The organism is Paenibacillus sp. NRS-1760, assembly GCF_050467785.1.
In the GTDB taxonomy this organism is placed as follows: domain Bacteria; phylum Bacillota; class Bacilli; order Paenibacillales; family Paenibacillaceae; genus Pristimantibacillus.
In genome coordinates this window covers 127,670-151,188 of record NZ_JBITPK010000018.1, presented here as the reverse complement: position 1 = coordinate 151,188, position 23,519 = coordinate 127,670, and the positions used below count along the sequence as shown (strand labels likewise).

Annotated in this window: 20 protein-coding genes; 15 read left to right on the top strand and 5 right to left on the bottom strand. The window is 47.1% G+C overall.

The features are described 5' to 3' along the window. Positions 1 to 87 precede the first annotated feature (87 nt). Positions 88 to 942: an inositol monophosphatase family protein gene (locus tag ACIFSR_RS26215; RefSeq protein WP_339206882.1), complete on the top strand. Its 855-nt coding sequence runs from the start codon at positions 88 to 90 to the stop codon at positions 940 to 942. Between the two features lie 87 nt (positions 943 to 1,029). Here ACIFSR_RS26215 and ACIFSR_RS26210 read toward each other — a convergent pair whose 3' ends face one another. Further along, positions 1,030 to 1,944, bottom strand: a complete 915-nt coding sequence (locus ACIFSR_RS26210) for an NAD(P)/FAD-dependent oxidoreductase (protein ID WP_430061107.1) — start codon at positions 1,942 to 1,944, stop codon at positions 1,030 to 1,032. Positions 1,945 to 2,004: 60 nt separating this feature from the next. Then, positions 2,005 to 2,490: an RrF2 family transcriptional regulator gene (locus ACIFSR_RS26205; RefSeq protein WP_076271141.1), complete on the bottom strand. Its 486-nt coding sequence runs from the start codon at positions 2,488 to 2,490 to the stop codon at positions 2,005 to 2,007. 185 nt (positions 2,491 to 2,675) lie between these two features. Here ACIFSR_RS26205 and ACIFSR_RS26200 point away from each other — a divergent pair, with 185 nt between their 5' ends. Further along, entirely contained in the window at positions 2,676 to 3,836 is a 1,161-nt protein-coding gene (locus ACIFSR_RS26200; RefSeq protein WP_430061105.1) for a PQQ-dependent sugar dehydrogenase, read from the top strand. 67 nt (positions 3,837 to 3,903) lie between these two features. On the opposite strand, the gene ACIFSR_RS26195 is transcribed toward ACIFSR_RS26200, so the two are convergent. Together ACIFSR_RS26195 and ACIFSR_RS26190 are read right to left on the bottom strand one after the other, a co-directional pair. Beyond that, a complete protein-coding gene (locus ACIFSR_RS26195) occupies positions 3,904 to 5,214 on the bottom strand; it encodes a glutamate-1-semialdehyde 2,1-aminomutase (RefSeq protein WP_430061103.1) in 1,311 nt (436 codons plus the stop codon). Positions 5,215 to 5,350: 136 nt separating this feature from the next. Next, entirely contained in the window at positions 5,351 to 6,379 is a 1,029-nt protein-coding gene (locus ACIFSR_RS26190; protein WP_430061139.1) for an LCP family protein, read from the bottom strand. Between the two features lie 431 nt (positions 6,380 to 6,810). Here ACIFSR_RS26190 and ACIFSR_RS26185 point away from each other — a divergent pair, with 431 nt between their 5' ends. The 8 genes from ACIFSR_RS26185 to ACIFSR_RS26150 all read left to right on the top strand — a co-directional run bounded on the left by ACIFSR_RS26185 (position 6,811) and on the right by ACIFSR_RS26150 (position 14,080). After that, positions 6,811 to 7,836 (top strand): ABC transporter ATP-binding protein, encoded by a 1,026-nt coding sequence (locus tag ACIFSR_RS26185; RefSeq protein WP_339206887.1) that lies wholly within the window; start codon positions 6,811 to 6,813, stop codon positions 7,834 to 7,836. Continuing rightward, entirely contained in the window at positions 7,833 to 8,627 is a 795-nt protein-coding gene (locus ACIFSR_RS26180; protein ID WP_076271138.1) for an ABC transporter permease, read from the top strand. The genes ACIFSR_RS26185 and ACIFSR_RS26180 overlap by 4 nt, the downstream gene beginning before the upstream one ends. Positions 8,628 to 8,632: 5 nt before the next feature. Next, the gene (locus tag ACIFSR_RS26175; protein ID WP_339206889.1) at positions 8,633 to 9,424 is read left to right on the top strand and encodes an ABC transporter permease; all 792 of its coding nucleotides are present in this window, start codon (positions 8,633 to 8,635) and stop codon (positions 9,422 to 9,424) included. Between the two features lie 53 nt (positions 9,425 to 9,477). Then, on the top strand, positions 9,478 to 9,963 hold the full coding sequence (gene bcp, locus ACIFSR_RS26170) for a thioredoxin-dependent thiol peroxidase (RefSeq protein WP_076271136.1): 486 nt from the start codon (positions 9,478 to 9,480) through the stop codon (positions 9,961 to 9,963). Between the two features lie 276 nt (positions 9,964 to 10,239). Then, positions 10,240 to 10,836 carry a lipoprotein BA_5634 family protein gene (locus ACIFSR_RS26165; RefSeq protein WP_430061100.1) on the top strand — a complete coding sequence of 199 codons (597 nt, stop codon included), beginning with the start codon at positions 10,240 to 10,242 and terminating at the stop codon, positions 10,834 to 10,836. Positions 10,837 to 11,515: 679 nt separating this feature from the next. Next, the gene (locus ACIFSR_RS26160; RefSeq protein ID WP_339206894.1) at positions 11,516 to 12,517 is read left to right on the top strand and encodes a methionine ABC transporter ATP-binding protein; all 1,002 of its coding nucleotides are present in this window, start codon (positions 11,516 to 11,518) and stop codon (positions 12,515 to 12,517) included. After that, positions 12,514 to 13,176: a methionine ABC transporter permease gene (locus ACIFSR_RS26155; RefSeq protein WP_076271133.1), complete on the top strand. Its 663-nt coding sequence runs from the start codon at positions 12,514 to 12,516 to the stop codon at positions 13,174 to 13,176. Before ACIFSR_RS26160 ends, ACIFSR_RS26155 begins: the two co-directional genes overlap by 4 nt. A 55-nt stretch (positions 13,177 to 13,231) precedes the next feature. Then, positions 13,232 to 14,080, top strand: coding sequence for a MetQ/NlpA family ABC transporter substrate-binding protein (locus ACIFSR_RS26150; protein WP_339206896.1), 849 nt, complete (start codon positions 13,232 to 13,234; stop codon positions 14,078 to 14,080). Positions 14,081 to 14,136: 56 nt separating this feature from the next. On the opposite strand, the gene ACIFSR_RS26145 is transcribed toward ACIFSR_RS26150, so the two are convergent. Beyond that, on the bottom strand, positions 14,137 to 14,364 hold the full coding sequence (locus ACIFSR_RS26145) for a stalk domain-containing protein (RefSeq protein WP_430061097.1): 228 nt from the start codon (positions 14,362 to 14,364) through the stop codon (positions 14,137 to 14,139). Positions 14,365 to 14,497: 133 nt separating this feature from the next. On the opposite strand from ACIFSR_RS26145, the gene ACIFSR_RS26140 reads away from it, so the two are divergent. The 5 genes from ACIFSR_RS26140 to guaA all read left to right on the top strand — a co-directional run bounded on the left by ACIFSR_RS26140 (position 14,498) and on the right by guaA (position 23,477). Next, positions 14,498 to 15,817 (top strand): polysaccharide deacetylase family protein, encoded by a 1,320-nt coding sequence (locus ACIFSR_RS26140; RefSeq protein ID WP_430061095.1) that lies wholly within the window; start codon positions 14,498 to 14,500, stop codon positions 15,815 to 15,817. Between the two features lie 88 nt (positions 15,818 to 15,905). After that, on the top strand, positions 15,906 to 16,925 hold the full coding sequence (locus ACIFSR_RS26135; RefSeq protein WP_339206902.1) for an AAA family ATPase: 1,020 nt from the start codon (positions 15,906 to 15,908) through the stop codon (positions 16,923 to 16,925). Beyond that, positions 16,922 to 18,418, top strand: a complete 1,497-nt coding sequence (locus ACIFSR_RS26130; RefSeq protein WP_430061093.1) for a DUF58 domain-containing protein — start codon at positions 16,922 to 16,924, stop codon at positions 18,416 to 18,418. The genes ACIFSR_RS26135 and ACIFSR_RS26130 overlap by 4 nt, the downstream gene beginning before the upstream one ends. Then, positions 18,405 to 21,386 (top strand): transglutaminase domain-containing protein, encoded by a 2,982-nt coding sequence (locus ACIFSR_RS26125; RefSeq protein WP_430061091.1) that lies wholly within the window; start codon positions 18,405 to 18,407, stop codon positions 21,384 to 21,386. The genes ACIFSR_RS26130 and ACIFSR_RS26125 overlap by 14 nt, the downstream gene beginning before the upstream one ends. Before the next feature lie 552 nt (positions 21,387 to 21,938). Next, positions 21,939 to 23,477 (top strand): glutamine-hydrolyzing GMP synthase, encoded by a 1,539-nt coding sequence (gene guaA / locus ACIFSR_RS26120; RefSeq protein WP_430061089.1) that lies wholly within the window; start codon positions 21,939 to 21,941, stop codon positions 23,475 to 23,477. Positions 23,478 to 23,519 lie beyond the last annotated feature (42 nt).

Below are 23,519 nucleotides of genomic sequence, written 5' to 3'. Positions count from 1 at the left end.
CGAAACTTGGTAAAAGCATCAAACGTAGTAGACCTTAACATGGATAGAAATGTTCGTGAATTTACATAGAGGGAAGAGTGATGGATCGTGAATGATCAGAACAGTACTTCCGTCGTTGGCGGTAAAAGCTTTACTGCTGTCGCAATTAATTGTGCGTCGAAAGCAGGAGAATGGATTAAGACGAAGCTTGGCAATTTTGCAAGCCTTGATATAAAGTATTCCTCGCATGATCTTGTTACAGAAATTGATAAAGGTTCCGAGCGTTTAATAAAAAATCTAGTGATGACTCATTTTCCCCATCATTCGTTTTTGGGAGAAGAAGGCGTAGAGCCTGGGCCGGAAGCGTCAACGCGCGCGCTGGAGAACATCCGTGACGCTGAATATTTATGGATCGTTGATCCTATTGATGGCACGACGAACTTTGTTCACGGATTCCCTTTTTTCTGTGTATCCATTGCCTTGGCGCATAACGGCGAGGTGATCGTCGGCGTGGTCTATGACCCGATGAAGGATGAATTGTTTGTAGCCGAAAAAGGCAAGGGAGCATACGTGCACGGAAAACGGATGCAGGTATCCAAGGAGGATACGCTGCGCGGCAGCTTGGTTGCAACAGGTCTTCCGGCCGACCATCATTATGCGCTGCCTCTAAATTTAAAAGGCATTCAAGCAGTTGCCCCGCAGGTTCGCAATCTCCGTATAGCAGGCTCTGCTGCGATGCATATGGCCTATGTGGCGGCAGGACGCTTGAGTGGGTTCTGGGAGATTGGACTGAATAGCTGGGATCTGGCTGCCGGCTCGCTGCTCGTTCAGGAATCGGGCGGTATTGTGACGAGTACAGTTGGCAAGCCTTACGATTTGGGAACGCGAAATATCGTAGCGTCAAATGGCCATATTCAGCAGGAGCTTATCTCGGCGCTTGCCGAGGCGAAAGCAAACGAATAAACGCAATAGACAGCGTGTACACAAACACCAAAAAAGCAGCCAGGCTTATAAATTGCCGAGGCTGCTTTTTTTATGATTTTGAAAGTATTAAACTCGGCTATTCCAAGCTTCTGCAAGCAGCTCGCTGTTAATGCCCACAGCAGCCAATGATCCCATCGAAGCAGCCGTAATGGCTTGATACAGCTCCGTCGCTGCATCACCAGCGCCATAGATACCTGGAATGTTTGTTTTCCCAAACATATCAACAAAAACAGTCCCTGCTTCAGTGACCTTGCAGCCTAATGTTTGCGGCAAGTCTGAGCCTGCAGCAAGCTTTGGTGCAAAGAAAATTCCTGTACACGGAACAATAGTACCGTCCTCCAGCACAATTTGCTTCACCATGCCATCGCTAGATTCAATACGCAGAATAGGTGAGTTAAAGGTAGGAACGTTATGCAGCTTAAGCTCCTCACGCTGCTCATCGGTCCATTCATCAGGACCATCGGTACAAATGGTAATTTGGCTTGTCCAACCAGACAGCATTTTGGCAGAGTGCAGCGCTCTATCGCCTTTGACAATCAAGACAAGCGGTTGGTCTCTTAATTCCCAGCCATCACAATAAGGGCAGACGAAGGCGCTTTTGCCATATACTTCAGACATTCCATTAATATCGAGAGGGATGTCTTTCATTCCTGCTGCAAACAGCAGCTTTTTGCTTTGATAGATTTGTCCTTGAGCAGTCGTAATTTGAAAATGGCCGTCGGTTCCAGTGATCGTCACTGCAGCATCCTCTACAAAATGAACTGTAGGATATGCGCTAATCTGCTCCTTTGCGACTCGCCGAAACTCGCCCGGACTAATGCCGTCTCTGGTAAGAAAACCGTGAGTTTCGCGAGTAACTCGGTTGCGCGGACGCCCTTCATCAATAACAACTACGCTTTTTCTTGCTCTGCCTAGTACAAGAGCAGCACTCAAGCCTGCAGGTCCCCCGCCAATAATTGCTGCATCGATCATTTGTTCCATGTTAAACATCCTCTCGAATGGCTAATTTTATTTTTACGCAGAAAGAGTAGTGAGTCTTGTTTATTTCACGGTTTGTGTTAATGGATTGAACGCAGCAGAGTCTACCACCCACTGGATCGTATGCTGCTGAAGGTACTGCTGCATATGACGCTCAGCACCAATCATTACTTTTTTTACAAGACATCCCTTATTTTCTGAATGGTCAGTGGACTCAAGCTCTAAATCTTCAGCTTCAAAAAATAAATGATGATGCTGATCGTCAATATTAAAGCACTCATATAAAGGCTGTCGTCCCTCAATAACTTGAATGACATCAAAAAATGTAATTTGATCTGCAGCTCTAGCAAGCTCGTAGCCGCCGCTTGCACCCGTCACAGCACGTACGATGCCGTCCTGGCGCAGCTTGGACATAATCTTGGACAAGTAGCTCTCTGAAACTCCGAGAGAAGAAGATAAATCTTTAATGCCTATGTTCTGACCGCGCTCAGCATGGGCTAAGTGAATTAAAGCATGAAGTGCATATCCGATACTTTTTGAATATTGCATAGGGTATACTCACCCTCCTTTGATACTTATACTTAATCATTATGGATCCACAATGTCCATTATAGACAACGTGACTCCATAATGCAATGATGTATTACAAATACGTAAATTTGCAAGGATTTACAATGTGTTTTGTCGAATGAAATAGCATGGAAGTACTGGAGATAAGCCAGGAGGAGTGAGCGATGGTGTCAGTGAAAAAACGAATTGCTGCGATGATGATGATGACAACATTATGTTTAGGCATGCTGGTTGCATGCGAACCGAATGAAACATCGTCAACAAATACAAAAGTAAATGAAGCGACGGATAAGCCTGAGAAAACGATGGCAATTGCTGAAAGCACTGAGCCGTCAGAGCAAGAAGAACAAGACGAAGCTTACACCGTACTTGCGAAGGAGCTTAGAGTGCCTTGGGTTATTGCTTTTGACGAGGACATTGTTTATATAAGCGAGCGCGAAGGAAATATTGTGAAGGTGGATGGCGATGCGACGACACGTCAAGCGGTTCATTTGCTCAAAAGTGTACATGACCGCGGAGAAGGCGGATTTTTAGGTTTCCTGCTTGCTCCGGATTTTGCTCAGTCTCGTGAGGCGTTCGCGTATCATACGTATGAAGAAAATGGTCGTGTAATGAACAGAGTCGTGCTTATTAAACAAAATGGCGGGCAATGGGATGAGGTCAGGGCACTGCTCGAGGGCATTCCTGGTGCTGCGAATCACGATGGCGGACGGCTGGCGATTGGGCCCGACAAGCTGCTTTATGTAACAACAGGAGATGCCCAGCAGCCGGAGCTGGCACAGGATCGTAACAACCTTGCAGGAAAAATCTTGCGAATGACGTTAGATGGCAAGGTACCAGCGGACAATCCGTTTTCCGGCTCCTATGTGTATTCTTATGGACACCGCAATCCTCAAGGGCTTGTTTGGAATAGTGAAGGTGTGCTGTTTAATACAGAGCATGGCCCTTCGGGAGATCCTGGCGGACATGATGAGATTAATAAAATTGCGGCGGGCGGCAATTACGGCTGGCCTGCGATTTATGGCAGCGCTGCGCAGGAAGGGATGACAACGCCTATTTACCATACCGGCGAAGATGCGATTGCGCCCTCTGGCGCGACAATCGATGAGAACAATGGAATATGGATTGCTGCTTTAGTAGGAGAGGCGCTTTATCGCTATGACCCTGCATCCAAAAACATGGAAAGGGTATTCGAAGGCGAAGGAAGACTTCGTGACGTAAAGATAAAGGACGGACGTACTTATGTCATCACGAATAATACCGATGGCCGCGGTAACCCGTCACCATCGGATGATCGATTGCTTATAGTAAAGCAGGTGAAATAAGAAAAGCTCAGGAGCCTATTTCAGCTCCTGAGCTTTTTTTTATGATCTAAACTATAAAGCTTATTTATTACAAGTTAGTGAAAGCATAATTAATGGCTTTAATCGTTTCATCTATGTCTGCCTCGGTATGGGCTGTCGTAAAGAACCAAGCCTCATATTTGGATGGTGCAAGATTGATGCCTTGATCCAGCATGAGCTTGAAAAATTTGCCGAACAGCTCACCGTCTGTATCCTGTGCTTCATCATAATTCGTAATCGGATGATCGCAGAAATGTGCGGAGAAGGAGCCGCGAATTTGGTTAATTGTGAGCGGGATGCCATGCTGCTTGGCAGCGGCGTGCAATCCTGTTGCAAGCTTCGTAGCCAGTGCGTTCATTCTATCGTAAATGCCAGGCTCTTGGAGCAGCTCCAAGCACGCTATGCCTGCTGAGATCGAGGCAGGATTACCGGCCATCGTACCTGCTTGATAAGCAGGGCCGAGAGGGGCAACCTGCTCCATAATTTCACGGCGTCCGCCGTATGCACCGATTGGAAGGCCGCCGCCGATGATTTTGCCTAATGCGGTTAAATCCGGTTCGATGGCTTGGTGATCAGGGAACGCAACATAGGTCTGTGCTGCTCCGTAATGGAAGCGGAAGGCGCTGATGACCTCGTCATATATAACTAGCGCTCCAGCTTCGCGAGTGAGCTTGCAAAGCCCCTCTAGGAAGCCTTCATGCGGCATAACCATACCGAAGTTGCCGACAATCGGCTCAACCATAACAGCGGCAGTCTCGTGACCCCAGCGATCGAGTGCAGCTTTCAGCGCAGGCAGATCATTAAATGGCACGGTGATGACTTCACTAGCGATGCTTGCAGGCACGCCTGCACTGTCTGGAATGCCAAGAGTAGACGGACCAGAGCCTGCTGCGACGAGTACAAGGTCTGAATGGCCATGATAGCAGCCTGCGAATTTAATGATTTTGGATTTCTTTGTGTAGGCGCGAGCGACACGAATGGTTGTCATGACGGCCTCCGTACCGGAATTGACGAACCGCACCTTGTCGAGAGATGGGATGGCTTCTTTCAGCATGCGAGCAAGCTTAATTTCCAGCTCGGTTGGTGTGCCGTATAGCGTACCGTTCTGAGCTGCACGAACGATAGCTTCTGTAATATGCGGGTGAGCATGTCCAGTAATAATAGGGCCATAAGCAGCTAAATAGTCGATATAGCGGTTATCATCGACATCCCAGAAATAAGCGCCCTCGCCACGTTTCATAAATACGGGTGCGCCGCCGCCTACCGCTTTGTAAGAACGGGAAGGACTGTTGACGCCGCCAACAATATGCTGCAGCGCTTCTTCATATAGTTTTTCGGAATTTTGTCGCTTTGTTGTCATGGAAAGCAGCCTCCAATGGGATTCATAGTTGTAAGTCATTTAAACAAGTTGAGAAAGAGTGTCGTATGATGTACAGCCGCGGAGCAGCTAGAAACAAAATACACGCAACTTGAAGCGCCGTTGCGTGTACGTATGTTTACTGCTGTTTATTGCTGTTGTCGCTGCCGCTTGGTGTACTGCTTGGCGAAGCAGTAGGTTCTGGAACGGTGTTGTCTTCCTGCAGCGTCGCTTGTACGAAGGAGCGCAGCTCATCTTCATCTCTAATTCCAATAACAGACGCGCCGCCAACCCGATCCTCCGCAATGAGATCCATCGGCGGTATTTGCGTTGTGCTGGCCACATGGCTTTTGACGCCAAGCTGACCGAGCTTCAGCATATCCGGCACACTAATGTTTGTTTTCACATAAGGCTGAACGCTTTCAAGAATTTTTTTCATTTGGATAATGTTCCATGTCGATTGAAGCTCTTTGGACACCGCCTGAAGGAAATTTCTCTGACGCTCCGTTCTTGTGAAATCGCTCATCGCATCGTGGCGGAAACGAACGTATTGCAGGGCTTTATCGCCGTCAAGCAGCTGGTAGCCTTTTTTGAGATCAATATCGTAGCGATTGCCGTCGGCGTTATCGGTGTAATGCATATCTTTTTCGACATCGAAGTAAATGCCGCCCATTGCGTCAATCAGGCTTTTAAAGCCTTCAAAGTCGGTATAAACATAATATTGTATGTCGAGACCAAGCAAGTCTCCAACCGTTTTCATAGCGAGCGGATATTCTCCTAAAGTAAGTGCTGTATTAATACGGCCTTTCCCATGTCCTTCTATGTTGACGTAAGTGTCGCGAAGAACGGAGAATAGATGTGCTTTCTTGGTTACAGGATCAAAGGATGCAACCAATATGGAGTCTGAACGAGCCGCTTGCCCCTCGTCTAGCCCGCGAGCGTCACCCCCGAGCAGCAATATATTAACGCGCTCTTTGCCTTCCCATTCAGGAATAGGTACTGGCGTTGCTTCAGAATCCTCGATAGGAGCCTTTGTTGGCTCTGGATCACTGAACTTATCAAGCGCACTGTAAACACCTACGCTCCAATAAATAACAAACGCTGCTACCACACCAAGAATGACAGAGAGGCTGATATAAATCCTTTTCCATCTTTTTTTCTTCGCCATTTTAGCAGTCTCATTTTTCGATTCTTCAGTCGTCTCTTTATTCGTCTCTTTAGGCATTTCGTTAGACGTGCTCCTTTCAGATATTGCGGAATCGTTTTGAAACAATGAGGGTAGATTTCAATGTAAGCATGAGCAAAGATGGCATAGCGAATGATCCGCTCCCAAAAAAAGAAGTTAGCAGAGCAGTATACGTTAGAAATATAAGAACGCATAAGTATGAGCCTTATTAACAGCTTATATTTCATCAGCAAACAAAAGCTTCGCTGCACAAGGCAAAGACAGTCGTTTACGCTAGGCGTGAACTAATGTATGATTACATATCATAAAATTATAAAGCTGAACGACATGCAGAAGCAAGTTTTATCGTTTTAAGTAAATAAAGATCGCTATTTCCTAGGAAATGTCGAAGTGGAAGGGGCTATAACAACCAGATGTTAGCAATCGATGTAAAGGATTTACGCAAGCAATTCAGCGTGCAAAAAAACCGAGAAGGCCTATCTGGCGCCCTCAAGGACTTGTTTAAACGCGAGTACAACGAGGTAACGGCGGTAAAGGATATTTCATTTCAAATCCCGCAGGGTGAAATTTGCGGGTATATTGGTGAGAATGGAGCCGGAAAATCGACAACCATCAAAATGTTGACCGGTATTTTGGTACCGACCGCAGGCGAGCTCAAAGTGAATGGCTACGTGCCTTTTAAGGATAGAGAGAAGTTTGTTAATGGCATTGGTGTTGTATTCGGACAGCGGTCTCAGCTGTGGTGGGATATAGGCGTTATTGAATCGTTCCAATTATTGCGCAAAGTATACCGGGTTTCGGAGGCGGATTTCCGCAAACGTCTTGACGAGCTTGTTGAGCGGCTACAGCTTGGCGACTTATTAAATCGTCCTGTACGCAAGCTGAGCCTTGGGCAGCGGATGCGCTGCGAGCTTGTTGCTTCGCTCCTTCACAATCCATCCATTCTTTTTCTCGATGAGCCTACAATTGGTCTGGATATCGTCGTGAAGACAGAAATTCGTGATTTCCTGATGCAAATGAATAAGGAGCAGGGTACGACTATTTTGCTGACGACTCATGACCTCCAGGATATTGAGGCGCTTTGTTCTCGCGTCATTATGCTCGATGATGGCCGCATTATCTATGATGGCGGGCTGGAGGATCTGAAGAGCCGTTGGAGCAAAGGACGCGAAATTCAGTTCCAATTTGCAGGGCATACTGCGCTTGCCAAGCTGCAGCAGTTGACGAGCACACTCGATGTAACATGGACGATGGAGAATGAAGTGAGCGCAAAAATGTGGCTGCCGCATGCCGTTAATGTCTCGGATGCATTGGCATGTGTTGTAGGCGGCGTTGAAATTCGCGACATTAAAATTATCGAAACAAACACCGATGACATCGTTCGAAGCATTTATTCCTCTGGCTCTGCGGCAACATCCAAGGAGACGGTTCAATCATGATGAGCGCTTATATCGACTTTATTCGAATACGGTTTATCATGATGCTTGCGTACCGCGTTAATTATTATAGCGGTATCATTATTTATGCGATTAATATCGGTGCTTATTACTTTCTATGGCAGGCGATTTATGGGGACAAGGAGACGCTGGCCGGTTTCACGGTGACCCAAATGACAACCTACGTTGCGGTATCGTGGATGGCTCGTGCTTTTTACTTCAATAACCTGGACCGTGAGATAGCGAATGAAATTAGGGACGGTAGCGTAGCAGTACAGCTTATTAGACCTTATTCCTATTTAGTCGTAAAAATGATGCAAGGTTTCGGAGAAGGCTTGTTCCGAATGTTGCTCTTCATGGTGCCGGGGATGATTATCGTTTGTTTCCTATTTCCCGTTAAATTACCGACAGATCCGATGACCTGGCTAATTTATTTAGTCATGCTGTTCTTTAGCTTTCTTATCAACTCGCAAATTAATATTTTGACCGGCCTATTCGCATTTTTCGTTGAAAATAACGAAGGCATGATGCGAATGAAACGTGTTATGGTCGATTTGTTTTCTGGCGTAGTTGTGCCGATAGCGTTTTTCCCAGGCTGGCTGTCAGCTATTATGCAGTGGCTGCCATTCCAAGCCATTACGTATTTGCCAAGCTCCGTCTTCACGGGGCGGACGCCTAGCGATCAAATATTGCAGGTGTTTGGCATTCAAGTGCTTTGGTTTGTTGGGCTGCTGGTGCCAATCTGGTTAACGTGGCGCGCCGCTCGCAAGCGGTTGTTCGTGCAAGGGGGATAATAAATATGAGATACGCATCATTATTTTTGGAATACATTAAAAACTACGCGAAGACGCGTCTTACTTATCGTGCTGACTTTTGGATCGAGGTACTTTCCGATTTATTGTTCCAAGGGATGAACCTCATCTTTATTCTGATCGTGTTCCAGCACACGCCGTCGCTTGGCGGCTGGTCTGAGGCAGAGGTCGTTTTCGTTTATGGTTTCTTCATGATCCCATATGGCGTGTTCAGCACCTTCTTCAGCATATGGAATTTCAGCGAGCGTTATATTGTGAAGGGCGAGATGGATCGTGTTCTAACCCGCCCAGCACACAGCCTATATCAGGTGCTCCTCGAAAATGTAGATCCACCTTCTTTAATTGGTTCCTTCGTTGGGGCTATTATTATGGTGCTATGCTGGACACAGCTCGGTTTGCCTTTCGAGATTCTCGATCTCTTTGTGCTGATGCTCTTAATATTAGGTGCAGTGCTGATTTATGCGGGGCTCTACACGGCACTTAGTGCCATTTCCTTTTATTCGGATGCACCGACTGGAATTGTGCCATTGATGTACAACATTCAAAATTATGGACGTTACCCGGTTAATATCTATAACAAAATGATCCGTTTCGTATTAACATGGCTGCTGCCGTTTGCTTTTGTAGGCGTCATCCCAGCTTCTTATTTTCTTGAGAAGAAGGCGGATGATCTCTCACAGCTCGCGCTCCTAACTCCGGTCATGGGAATTATCGTGTTCTCTCTAGGGCTGTTGTTATGGAACCATGGCGTGAAGCGATACCGAGGAGCTGGCTCTTAAGCGGCTTGGTTTTAATTGAATAGGTGTGCAGCAAAAATGATGGGGGACTAATCATGACACAGCTTCAAGTGGGAGATATGGCACCGGAGTTTGTATTGCCGGCGTCAAATGGAGAAGATGTATCACTTAGCGATTATCGCGGGAAAAATGTTGTCCTTTACTTTTATCCAAAGGATATGACGACGGCTTGCATACAGGAATCATGTGATTTTCGAGATGCAAACACAGAAATGCTGAAACGAAATACTGTTATTTTGGGGATTAGCCTAGATACGGTAAAGTCTCATCAGCGTTTTATTGAAAAGAAGGAGCTTCCTTTTCTGTTGTTAGCTGATGTGGAGCACGAAGTTTGCGAGCTGTATGGAGTATGGCAATTAAAGAAGCTTTATGGCAGAGAGTATATGGGTCTTGTCCGATCGACTTTTCTCATCGATGAAGCGGGCAGGCTGGTGCAGGAATGGCGTAAAGTAAGGGTGAAGGGGCATGCAGAGCAGGTTCTGGATGCCGTAAAGCAATTGCAGCCGGCTGCTGCTAAGTAATTGAAAAAAGGACGGAGCAGGAAGTAGCTGCTCCGTCCTTTTTTTTGTTTTGGACTCTGAAAAATGTGAATCACAATGACACAGAATTTCCCCCCTGCAGCTTACAAATTTGTCACCTGAATTGTCACCCTAATCGATGGTTGGCAATCGCTATTTTTTATACGATAGGAAATAGAAAACGGACTTGTAAAGGAGGCGTCAACAAATTGTTCCAATAGCTTGAACTCAGCTGATCGCAGAATATCGAATACACACAAAATATATGGGGGAATAAAAATGAAAAAGTTGTTAATTGCAATGCTGTCGCTTGTCGCTGTCATCCTAATCGCAGGATATGTTGGCAAGGACAGCATCATCGAAAAAATATTTCCGCAGGCTAAGGGTGTCATTGTATACGGAGAGAAACAGCAGATCGATGATGTATTAACCAAACATGCCGAGCAATTAGAAACAAAAGAAGTGTACGAAATAAAAATCGAAATTGCTGATGGACAAAAAATAATGTATTTGTCGCAATCAACGATTCAAGGCTTATTGAAAAGAGAACTTCTTACCGAAGTGGGAGCTGACGGTATAACAAAAAAGGTTAAATCTTTGTCGACTGTTCCAAATGGGGAAGGCTTATTGTTTGCCAAAAAAGAGTCAGACAAGATTACTGGAAATGGGAATCCCATTTCTGTCAATTATGAAGGGAACTTAATTATTGGGAGCGGCCGAGCTTATGTTGATGCATTTGTTGTACTGGAGGACTCATCCTGGTCATCGCTGCAAAAGACAGAAAAAACGATGGCTGTAATGAAATTTAAAGAAAATCCACAAAATTTAATCGGAAAGTTTGAGGTGGAAAGAGACCAGCTTGTAACTTTGAAATAATGGCTTTAGCTAGGGTTGTCGCAAAAACAGAGTTAATCTGCTTTTGCGACAACCCTATTTTTGTTTTGCTGATGTTCTTAGGGAGAGTGAGTCTCCGAGCTAATCGCAGACAGTAATGCGCTCAACTTATCTGGCAGCAAGCTAATGAACCCAGCAATTCTTATTTGATCTACTCGTAATGGATTTGATTTATAGTGAACTCCAGAATCGCTATTTCGTGCAAAATAGCTCATGGAACCCTATACAGTACGCGATAACGTTAATAAGATTCGTTAATGCTTCAAAGAAGCTGTTTTCTGCATAATAGGCATGTTACAGTTCGTTAACCAAATGGTTTTGGGATGTTATGCGCTGTCGCTGAGATGAAGTGTTGAACCCTTAAGTTTATTTTGGCGCAGGCATCCATATCCATATATCAGAATAAAAAAATAACGATTTTGTTCTAAGTAAGCTCCTGATTCAGCGAGCTTGTTTTTTACTATTTTTGAGACAGCTCCCGCGGTTATACTGCAAGTGCAAGAGTAAAAAGATGGAGCAGGGAAACAATAGAGTAAGCTTTCTCAAATGAATATATAGCTGTTAAATTATGAAGCGCAGTTAAATAGATAATTTTGACATTGACAGTATGCTGTCACATTTATAAAATATGGACTTGCTTGTTAGATAGGGGGTTATAGATTTGATCAGGCTAAACAACATCAGAAAATCGTATCGAGTAGGGTCGGTTTCAGTAGAAGCGGTTCGTGGCGTTAGCTTGACGGTAAGTAAAGGTGAAATATTTGGAATTATCGGTCATTCAGGCGCAGGGAAGAGCACGCTGCTGCGCTGCGTCAATTTGCTGGAAAAACCAACATCGGGAACGGTAAATGTTGGGAATGTAGAGCTTACCGGCTTGCCAGAGAGACAGCTGCAAGCGCATCGCAGGCGTATCGGAATGATTTTTCAACATTTCAACCTGCTATCGATGTCTACGGTACGAGATAATATTGCATTCCCGCTTGTTCTCGCCAAGCTTTCAAAGGCAGAGGTAAATAAACGTGTGGATGAGCTGCTGAAGCTCGTTTCGCTTGAAGGTCATGCAGATAAATATCCTTCTCAGCTTTCGGGAGGCCAGAAGCAGCGTGTTGGTATCGCGAGAGCGCTCGCAAACAATCCGGATGTATTGCTCTGCGATGAAGCGACATCGGCATTAGATCCGCAGACAACGAACTCGATATTATCATTGCTGCTCGACATTAATGAGAAGCTAGGAATTACAATTTTACTTATAACACATGAAATGAACGTTATACGTTCGATATGTGATCGTGTCGCTGTTATTGATGATGGCGAAATCGTTGAAATAGGCGATGTGCTGCATGTATTTCTAAAGCCGGAGCATCCGGTTACCCGCGACTTTGTTGACCAAGCATCGGATAGCGCCGTGAATGGACAATTGCTGCGAGGCCGCTCAGGGCGCCTGCTTCGCATGACTTATATTGGTGAGCTAACTTACGAGCCTATTTTGTATAATGCGGTGAAGCCAACGTCTGTTCAATTTGCGATTTTGCAAGGAACCGTTTCGCGTATGAAGCACACGCCTTATGGTCAGCTTATTGTGGAATTGATCGGCAGCGCCGCGGAGATTGATCAAGTGATTGATGTTTTACGTAGAGATGGGCTGGAGGTGGATGCGATATGATGAGCTTCGAAAACGTACGTATTCCTGAAATTTGGGATGCTACGAAGGATACGCTCTATATGTTGACAGCCTCGCTCGTGTTTACAATTATTTTCGGATTAATCATGGGCGTCGTCCTGTTTCTAACTTCAAAACGGCAGCTTCTGCAGCAGCCTATTGTGTATGGCATCCTTTCATTTATCGTCAACGTATTGCGCTCGGTTCCGTTCGTTATATTGATGATATTGATCATGCCGCTTACAAAAATCATTACGGGTACGACGCTAGGCGTAGAGGGCTCTATTCCGCCGCTTGTCGTAGCAGCAACGCCTTTTTTTGCAAGGCTGGTGGAAACGTCGCTGCGTGAGGTAGATCGCGGCGTTATTGAAGCGGCTCAGGCAATGGGGGCATCAAAATGGGATATCGTACGCCGCGTGCTGCTCCGTGAATCTAGTCCAAGTTTGCTAGCTGCGGTTACAATAACGGCAGTAACACTCGTCTCTTATACAGCGATGTCGGGTGTAATCGGTGGCGGCGGACTTGGTGACTTGGCACTTCGCTACGGATATCAACGTTTCCAAACCGACGTGATGCTGGTAACCGTCGCGCTTCTTATCGTGCTCGTACAAGTGCTGCAAACGATCGGGGATTCATTAGTACGTCGTTACAGCAGAAAATAAATAAGTAGAAGCATGTTGCAGCTCAGAATGAATGGACAACTATGGAGGAATGAACATGAAAAAGACAAGCTATATGATCGTAACTTTAATGCTGATGTTTGCATTAGCAGCGTGCGGACAAAACAAAAATACCGATGACAACTCAGCAGGATCAAATGCTAATCAAGGAACAGAAACGCCTGGAGCGGTTAAGTTGAAGGTTGGCGCTTCTCCTGTTCCACATGCGAAGCTGCTTGAATTTGTAAAGCCAATGCTCAAGGAGCAGGGCGTGGATCTCGAAATTATCGAGTTCAATGACTACATCCAACCGAATACACAGCTTTATGAAAAAAATATTGATGCTAACTTTTTTCAGCATACACCTTATTTGGATCAGTTCAACAAAGACAAAGGTTATGATCTTGTAAATGTAGCTGCTGTTCATATTGAGCCGTTTGGCGCTTATTCGAAAAAGATTAAAAAAATCGATGAGCTGAAGGATGGCGCAAAAGTTGTAATTCCGAATGATCCATCGAATGGCGGACGTGCACTTGCCCTTATGGCTTCAAATGGACTGATTACTCTGAAGGATGGCGTAGGCGTTAGCGGAACTGTATCAGACATTGTCGCTAACCCGAAGAAGCTTGATATTAGGGAAGTAGAAGCAGCGACATTGCCGCGTGTCTTAGGTGAGGTTGACCTTGCTATGATCAACACGAATTACGCGCTGGAGGCCGATCTAGTTCCTACAGAAGATGCACTTTTCATTGAAGGAAATGACTCACCTTATGTGAATATTCTTGTTGCGCGTCCAGACAATAAGGATTCCGAAGCGATACAGAAACTCGCTGCAGCGCTTCGTTCACCTGAAGTAAAGAAATTTATTGATGAGACCTACAAAGGCGCGATTGTTGCTGCATTTTAAGCAGGTCGTACTTTATTTAAAATGACAAAAAAGCTGAGCATGCGAGTAATCGCTGCTCAGCTTTTTATGTTTTGTGCATCACTTATAAATGGTGCGCTTTCGAGCTTAACCATCTTTCCATCGAGTATGCCTGTTTTGCTGCCTAGTCGCACTGCAATCGATGTATTCCAACCGTCATATTGAGCCCGCTTGCCCGCGTTATCCCATTTCACTTCAAGCCCCGCTCCGCCTCCGACACTATCCATTGATACGAATGTAACAATGCACCACGATAAGTTGCGCATTGCTGTCTTCATGTTTTATTCGAAGCTGACATTTGAAATTGACCAGCATAGTCATTTACCAGTTCAACTGTTCATATAATCTATCAGAATGACTCAGTTAATTATTCATAGGTAGAGAAGGGTGGCAGCGTGAATGCAGCGGATGTGGCGGGTAGCGATTTGTATACTAGTTGTTTGTTTTGGTTTGTTTAAGCCTGATGGTTTTGGGGTGAATAAAGACGATGCTGCAAGTGATCAGAAGATCGTACAGGCAAGTGCCGCTGCTGCGGTTACGAATTATGAGGCGATGCCGCTTCTAACGGTGCAGGCATCTTACGATACCGGGAAAAAGCTGGAGCAAGGCAAGTCGTCAGCTGCTGCTGCTTCTTCGCAAAATGATAGAGTTAAAGCAAATTCACTAGAATCAGATCAAAAGATTTTGTATTTAACATTCGATGACGGACCTAGTAAGAATACAGAGCAGGTGCTGGATATTTTGAAGCGGGAAGGGATCACGGCGACTTTTTTTGTGCTTGGTGAACATGTGCTGAAGCAGCCGGAATTAGTTAAACGGATCGTGAAGGAAGGACATGGGATTGGCAATCATACGTTCGACCATAAATATGATCGTTTATACGGAAGTTTTGCTGAATTTGCTGATCAGGTGATGAAAACGGATGAAGCTATCTATCGTACAACTGGGGTTAGAACTACATTAGTTCGCGCGCCGGGCGGCACATATAGCAATTTTGATCAGGGATACTTCGATGCGATGAAAGCGGCAGGTTATCAGGTGCATGACTGGAATGTAGACAGTGGAGATTCAAAGCGGCAAGGCGTGCCAGCCTCTGAGATTATGACGACGATTAGAGGCTCAAAGATTGCAAACAAGCTGAATGTTTTGCTTCATGACAGTGCAGGGCATGCTGAGTCTGTTAAGGCATTGCCAGCCATCATTAAATATTACAAAGATAAAGGGTACACATTTGCTAAGCTGACGGATCAGGTTGAACCTATTCAGTTTAGGGTGGCAAGCAAACTCAAGTGGAGCAGAAAGCAGGTCACGCAGCAGGAAGTAGATAAGCTCACTCTGTTTTCGGAGAAGCTAGGTCAAAGCAGCCTGTCTGCCCAAACGAAGAAGCAGGTTCCAAACTTAATTCTGCATCGTGGCGAGAAAAGTCTCGTGCTTGCGTCAAGCGAATACGGAATAAAAAACGGTGCCATCGAAGTGTCGCTGCAAAAGCTTGTGGAATGGATTGAAGACAGCACGGAACTTGAGCTGAATACTGATTCCATAGAATCGTACGTAAGTACAAACCAGGTACCGCCGAAATCCGGCAAGGAGAAACCTGTGATGGATGAGCACAAGAAGCAGATCGTGGTTCCAGTGCGTGAGACGCTGCAAAAACTTGGAATTGCGATAACAAGATATGTGTACAACGATACCGATCGGGAAATTTGGATAACGGAGTAATAGAAAGGTTTCTAGCAGGTCTAAAGTGAGAGAAAGCTGGGGACACTGAAAAATAGATAGATTTATTTTTCAGGAGGCGATTTATACGATGATTTCTCCCCAATTTTCTGAGGATGCTAAAGAGGAACGTTATAGTCATTGGCCAGAAGCACCACAGGTGCTGCTGCATCGATTGCTAGTAAAGGTAGAGAGTGTATTGCTAGGCAAGCAGCAGGTCATTCGAAATACGCTAACTGCACTTCTGGCTGGCGGACATGTTTTGCTAGAGGATGTGCCGGGTGTTGGCAAGACACTGCTCGCTCAGGCGTTTGCTAGAGCGGTAGGTGGAGATTTTAAACGAATACAGTTTACATCCGACATGCTTCCGGCTGATATTGTTGGCGGAGTCGTGCTTGATGCACGGACGAGTGAGCTGGTCTATCGGCCTGGACCGATTATGGGCAATGTGGTGCTTGCTGATGAGATTAACAGAACGTCGCCGCGCACGCAGTCTGCGCTTTTGGAGGCTATGGAGGAAAGACGAGTGACGGTAGAGGGGAAAACCCGCAAGCTACCGGTTCCTTTTATGCTCATAGCTACACAAAACCCACTTAGCTTCGAGGGAACAAACACGCTGCCGGAAGCACAATTGGATCGGTTTATGATGAGGCTGACGATTGGTTATCCCGGCTCATCGGAAGAGAAGCGGATGCTCGAGCAATACGCGAATGGCAATCGAATTGAACCCGAACGGCTTCGTCCTGTCATTGCTACGGAGGAATGGCTGCAAATGCAGGCTGAGGCAAGGCAGACTCACATGCACCCGGCACTGCTTGAATATATGGTGCAAGTAGCCGATGCGACAAGGCGTGCGCCTGAGGTTGTGCTGGGCTTAAGCCCACGCGCACTGCGCGACTGGCTGCGGGCATCACAGGCGAATGCGTATATGGAAGGACGCGGATTTGCGATACCAGATGACTTGCTGGCGACAGCTGATGCTGTGCTTCCACATCGTTTGTCTTTGCGTTTTAACGCGACTGCGGCTGGTGCTGATGCAGCTGCAGTTATGAGACGGACGATACGTGAGTGTCCGATGCCTGCTGCAGTAGGAAGCGGGAAGCGCCGATGAATGCACCTTTTCAAGATGAATTATTGCAAGGCGGAACGCAAGAGAATGAGGCTGTTGATACGACGACTTATACTCAAGAGGGTGACAGCGCAGCTCCGCTTGATAGGAGTGGGCAAAGAGCAGCGACGGTACAAGTAAAAGAAGCTGTCCTTGTAAACAAGGAATGGGATCAACTAGCTTATCCTTATCGTACGAGATGGATCGCTTGGTGTATCATTACGGCGGGCTGGGCAAGCAGTTTGGCAGCTGTCATGATGCGGGGCGGTGCAGTAGAGTGGTTTATGCTATCCGTATTCAGCATGATTATAATCATTAGCGGTCTTGCGCCTATTATGGCTGCCAAGGGATTAACTGCAATGAGGATGATGTCGCAAGAAATGACAAGAGAAGGCGGGCAGCTCGAAATTAGCCTGAGAATAAAGCGTTCTTTGCTCATACCTATTGTATGGATAGCTATTTCTGATGAGACGAGTAATGAAAGTTCATCAGAAAATACGAAAATAAGCGTGCGCACGGTGCTAATGCCAATGTTCCGCCAAGAGATGACTTACCGATATACTCTTCATCATTTACGGCGCGGGCGTTATCCCTTCGAGCCTATATCGATTACAGTGGGGGACTGGCTCGGCTTGTCAGCGGTCCATAAACGTTTATATACCGCAGGAGAATTTGTAGTGCTGCCAGGACTGCCCCATGCCGATCAGGTACATAAAGCGGAACGTGCAAGAGGCACAGCATTATATGCTGTGCAATCTTTGACAGCTGATCCAAGTACGGATCACCTAGGAGATGCGGGTCGGGAGGAAATCAAAGCGGCGGTGAGTGCGGCGGGACTTGGACCAGACAGCCGTCCATATCGTGAAGGAGATTCACTGCGTCATCTGGATTGGCGAAGTGCAGCTAAAGGGCGTGGCTTACAGACCAAAATCCATCCTTTAGAGCGGCCAGCCAAAACAGTTATTGCTGTCGATACGCTTGCTTCGGCTTATGGGCAGGACGACCGGCTGTTTGATGCTTGTGTAGGCTGGGCTTCGCTTGCACTAGCACAGTCTGCTTCACTCGGCCACGCTGTGACACTGCTGCTTGGACAAGGTTCTCCTGTCATGCAATTATCTGTTGATGGAGGAACACAGTCTGATTTATCAGCGATGCTGCATGCAATGGCATTGCTTCGCGCAGATGGAAAGGGCTCTCTTGCTGGGAGACTCGCCGAGGAATCAAACCTGCAAGCACGCGGCAGTACGATACTTGTATTTACTGCGGATTGGAGAGGCGGCCGGAGCTGGGGAGAGCTTGCCGGATTCGCAGGCGAGCAAGGCTGCAGGCTGGAACTATTTATTATTACGCGCAGCAATGTACCGACCTTCGCTATGCGCGAACAACAAAAATGGTTGGAAAGCGGCGGCGTCAAAGTGACGTGGCTGCATGTCCCTTCGAGTATGAACGCGCTCCCTTACGCCGAGGAAGGAGGCGACATTCATGAGCTTGCTTAAAAGCGATGTAGTAGGGAGGAGCGATAAGCCTCTGAAAGCTGAGAATAATTTACTGAGAGGCGAAGCGGCTGAGGAATCGTTTGAATACCGATTGATCACAACATTGCTGCTGTTCGGACTGCTATCGGAATGGCTGCTGCCTTGGGTGAATGCAGGTGAGTGGTCGGCTATTTATAATCCTGCCCCGCTAATTTTGGTTATCGGTGTGGTGCTGCTGGCAGGGCTCTTTCGTTTGCCGATGGCACTTTCGTTCATTATGAATGCTTTGTTGTGCATATTAAGTCTCATGTGGATTTATAAAAGCGCTGATCAAAGCAGTTTGCAATGGCTGCTTGCGTTTCCAGGCATGTTGAGAGACCATTTCGTTCTGATTATAGAAAATGGGCTGTGGTCCATGTCCGGAGAGCTTCGGACTTTGCTGCTGTTTATAGGCTGGGCGATGCTTGCACCTGCATTGCAGGCTCTATTATGGATGCGGCAGACCGCTCTTGGCATCGCATGTTTCACGCTAGTTTATTTGATTACGCTGCATGTCTGGCTGGGTATGGATGTAATGGGAGGCTTAATACGAACCGTGGCAGAAGGGCTCCTGCTAGGTGCCATTGTCTCTGTACCGCGTGTTAAGCGCATGATTAATACAGGAGCCGGCAAGCTTAGAGGTCTTGATATGCGCTGGTTATCAAGCTCCGTTTTTGTTGTACTTACGATACTTGGCTGCGGTCTTTTGTTTGCAGGCGGGAAAGGTGAAACGATGCCGCCTGCTAGCTGGACTGCCTCTCTTAATGCTCGTTTAGAGCAAACCATTCAGTCTATGGGTAATCAGCAAGGCTCTATCCATGTAATGGGGCAAACTGGATTTGAACGATTAGGCAGTGCATTTACGGGTTATGGCTTTGATGACGGCGTGCTGGGAGCACCTGTACAAAAGGATAACAGCGTGTTATTTACAGGCAGCTCCACTGAAAAAGCATACTGGCGCGGGGAGTCAAAGCAGGTGTACGACGGCCGGGGCTGGATTGATACCGCGGGCAGCTCTGTTTTGCTTCCTATACGAGGCTCCGATGCAGCAGCCTCCACTGAGGCGGCAGCAGAAGCTGGGAATAAGCAGCTGGGTCCGCTCATTCGGCAAACTGTAGTTTGGTCTAAGCCGACAGCGGGGATGCCGCTTTTTGCATCAGGCCACTTTGGCAATGTGACAGAGCTTGTTGCAGCTGATCCACGCAGGAAGCTTGGAAGTTATGTATACAATGCGGATAAAGACTCTTTATACGCACAATCGGATACGGCGAAGATTGAGAAATATACAATAGAGAGTGTGCTCTCCATAACAGATGAAGCACAATTGCGCGCTTTGAGCAGTACCGCTGACGATAATTTGTCGACAGGTGACGGAACACAGGCGGCAACAGTAGAAAGTGCTGCGGAGCTTGAGCCTTATTTGCAGCTGCCGAGTAGTCTGCCAAGCCGCGTAACTGCATTAGCTGCTGAGGTTGCGGGCGGCGGGGTTACAAGCCGCTACGATCAGGTGAAGGCGATCGAGGACTTTTTGAAAGCGAGCTATACCTACTCACTGGGGGACAGTGCAGTTCCGCCGGAAGGAAGCGACTTCGTCGATCATTTCCTCTTCGAGCAGAGGCAGGGCTATTGTGTACATTTCTCCACAGCCATGGTTGTATTGCTTCGTTCGCAAGGGATACCCGCTAGGTGGGTGAAAGGCTTTACTTCAGGCACTCCAGTGGGGGAGAGCGAGGAGATAGGCTCGCTGAGTACGAGCGGTGGAAGTAATGATAGCGGGAAGCAAGGGACGATAGATACGAGTACAGGAAGTATGAAGAATGAACAGCTGAGTAGTGGAAGTCATGAAAGCGGAGCTCAAGGAGCGCTAAATAAGGGCGGCGGAAGTAATGATAGCGGGAAGCAAGGAACGCTTAATTCGAGTACAGAAAGTTTGAATAGTGAAGGGCTAAGCGCAGGAAGCAGCAGTGCTGGGCAAACCACTGAAAATAGTTTGAAGCTGGTGGATTATGAGGTTAGAAGCTCAGATGCGCATGCTTGGGTTGAAGTATATTTCCCAGGCGCAGGCTGGGTACCCTTTGATCCGACGCCGGGATTTAGCGATGTATCGACTATCGCGTCCGTCGGTTCTGTGGACGGACAACTTGCTGCTCCTGCGATGGGCGCAGCAGGAACAGCAGCAACCGGAGCAAGTGGCCATAGCGAGTCCAGTTTATCGCGGGTCGCTGCTTCATTCGAGGCGGCGGCAGCAGCCATTGCACGAGGAGCAGACGCCCTCGTGCATGCGGCGCAAAGCGCCGCCAAGAGCGCAGCGGCGGCATCGCCCGCCGCTGTAGTTACCGCAGGCGCGGCCGCGCTAGCGCTTGCGGCCGCGGCCATTGCTGCGGCGCAGCACCAGCGGCTTCGCCTCTCGCTGGCGCTGCGCCGTTATGGCGCGGCTCACGCCGGCATCGCGAAGCTCGCCGGCGCAGCCGCGCCCTATCCGTCACATGAACCTGTGACGGACATGGATGCAGCGCCAGCGGCGATCGCGCGCTTGCGCTCTGACACTGGCGGCGCGGCGGAGGATATGGCGCCGCGCAGTGGAAAAACGCCGCGCGACGCCGATGGGCGGATTCGCGCGAGCTTCATTGCTGTGAGCAGCGCGTTAGCGCCGCTGCTGCAGCGCCGTTTCGGCGTGCAGGCGCCGGGACAAACGGCGCGTGAATATGCGAGCGCCGCTGAGCCGACGCTCGGTGCGGAGCAGCAGGACGCGCTGCGCCAGCTAACAAGCTGGCTTGAGGAAGCACATTTTGCTGCGCCCGGTCCTTGGCCGGGTGCACCTACTCCTTCTGCACTGCGGACGGTTCTGCGAGTGCTGGACAAGCAGCCGATTCAGAAAGTGAAGAAGCACTCCGCGGATAATCTGCAAAAGCAGAAGAGAAGCGATTTGCCAGTCAAGGCTCCTAAATAGTTGCAGGAGACGATGATACATTTTGGCACCTAAAGGGTAAAGCTTTAAGTCGATTTATATAACGAAACATGAAACGCAGTTTAGCTGGAAAAACTACCGTTAATATGGTGTACTTTTGAGCTTTTTCTGCAATAGGAGGAATTTCTCCCGTTAATTGTTGATGATTTAGCTGATGATGGCTATTTCTCGAGAATTAACGGGAGTTTTTTCTGTTAATTCGCTGAAAAGCTCATTATGAGACATTTTAACAGGAGCTTTTCCCGTTATTTTCTCAAGCGGCTGTTGAAACACTCGCAATAAGCATAGTTGCAGAATTACCAAGCGTTTTTACTTTATTACCTGACCTTATCTTAGGCATCAGCTTGCAGCTACTCCTATTTTTTTCAACTATTCCGTATGACTTGGCACATTAAATAACATTCTATTTATAAGCCTATAATCAAGCAGATAAGCGGTTACATTTTTACTTCAATGAATTGTCACTCCGCTTTGCCTTGACTCGCTTAAACAGCCTTATATATAATTACTACATAATTTGAGGGAGGCTCGGTAATGACTAAGCAAAATGAAATCATCGTTGTACTCGATTTTGGAGGACAATATAACCAACTTATTGCACGCCGTATTCGTGATTTGGGCGTATATAGCGAGCTATTGCCGTATAACACGTCGGTAGAACGGATCCGTGAACTACAGCCGAAAGGTATCGTATTCTCGGGAGGACCGGCAAGCGTTTATGAAGAAAATTCACCAATGGTTGACCCTGCGATTTATGATTTGAACATTCCAATTTTCGGTATTTGCTACGGTATGCAGCTTATGTCGCATCAGCTTAATGGTAAGGTTGAGCGCGCTGGCAAACGTGAATACGGAAAAGCAGAAGTGGAATTTGTGGAAGGTTCGCAAATTGGCTTTGGCTTAGATAAAGTTCAAACCGTTTGGATGAGCCACGGCGACCACGTAGTTGAGCTGCCTGAAGGCTTTAAAGTTGATGCAAGCACGGATCATGCTCCTGTTGCAGCGATGAGCAATCCAGACCGCGGATTCTTTGCCGTTCAATTCCACCCAGAGGTTCGCCACTCTGAATTCGGTAATGAAATGATCCGCAACTTCCTTTACAATGTTTGTGATTGTGATGGCACATGGACGATGGAATCGTTCATTGAAGATGCTATTCGTGATATTCGTAATGAAGTTGGCGACAAAAAAGTACTATGCGCGCTTTCCGGCGGCGTAGATTCTTCTGTTGTAGCTATTCTTCTTCACAAAGCGATCGGCGATCAGCTTACATGTATGTTTATCGACCACGGCATGCTCCGCAAAGGTGAAGCTGAAGGCGTTATGGAAACATTCGTAGGCAAATTTGATATGAAAGTGCTCAAAATCGACGCACAAGAGCGTTTCCTTGGCAAGCTGAAGGGTGTAGAAGATCCAGAGCAAAAACGTAAAATTATCGGCAACGAATTTATTTATGTGTTCCAAGAAGAGTCGGACAAGCTGGATGACTTTGAATTTTTGGCACAAGGCACGCTTTACACAGACATCGTGGAGAGCGGTACAGCTACAGCTCAAACGATTAAATCTCACCACAATGTTGGCGGTTTGCCGGAGGACATTAAGTTTAAGCTTATCGAGCCTCTTAAAGCGCTATTCAAGGATGAGGTTCGTAAAGTCGGTGAAGAATGTGGTCTTCCAGAAGCTATCGTATGGCGTCAGCCATTCCCAGGTCCGGGTCTTGCGATTCGTGTCCTAGGCGAAGTAACAGAGGAGAAGCTTCATATCGTTCGTGAGTCGGATGCGATTCTTCGTGATGAAATTGCAAAAGCCGGTCTTGACCGTGAAATTTGGCAGTACTTCACTGCGCTTCCGAACATGAAGAGCGTAGGCGTTATGGGTGATGCTCGTACGTATTCGTACACAGTCGGTATCCGCGCCGTAACTTCAATCGACGGAATGACAGCAGACTGGGCACGTATCCCTTGGGATGTGCTTGAGAAAATCTCCGTTCGTATCGTTAATGAAGTAGACAACGTTAACCGTATCGTCTACGACGTAACTTCGAAACCGCCTGCAACAATTGAGTGGGAATAGGTATACATTTAAAAAGACTGGAGCATCGGTTTTCCGATAATC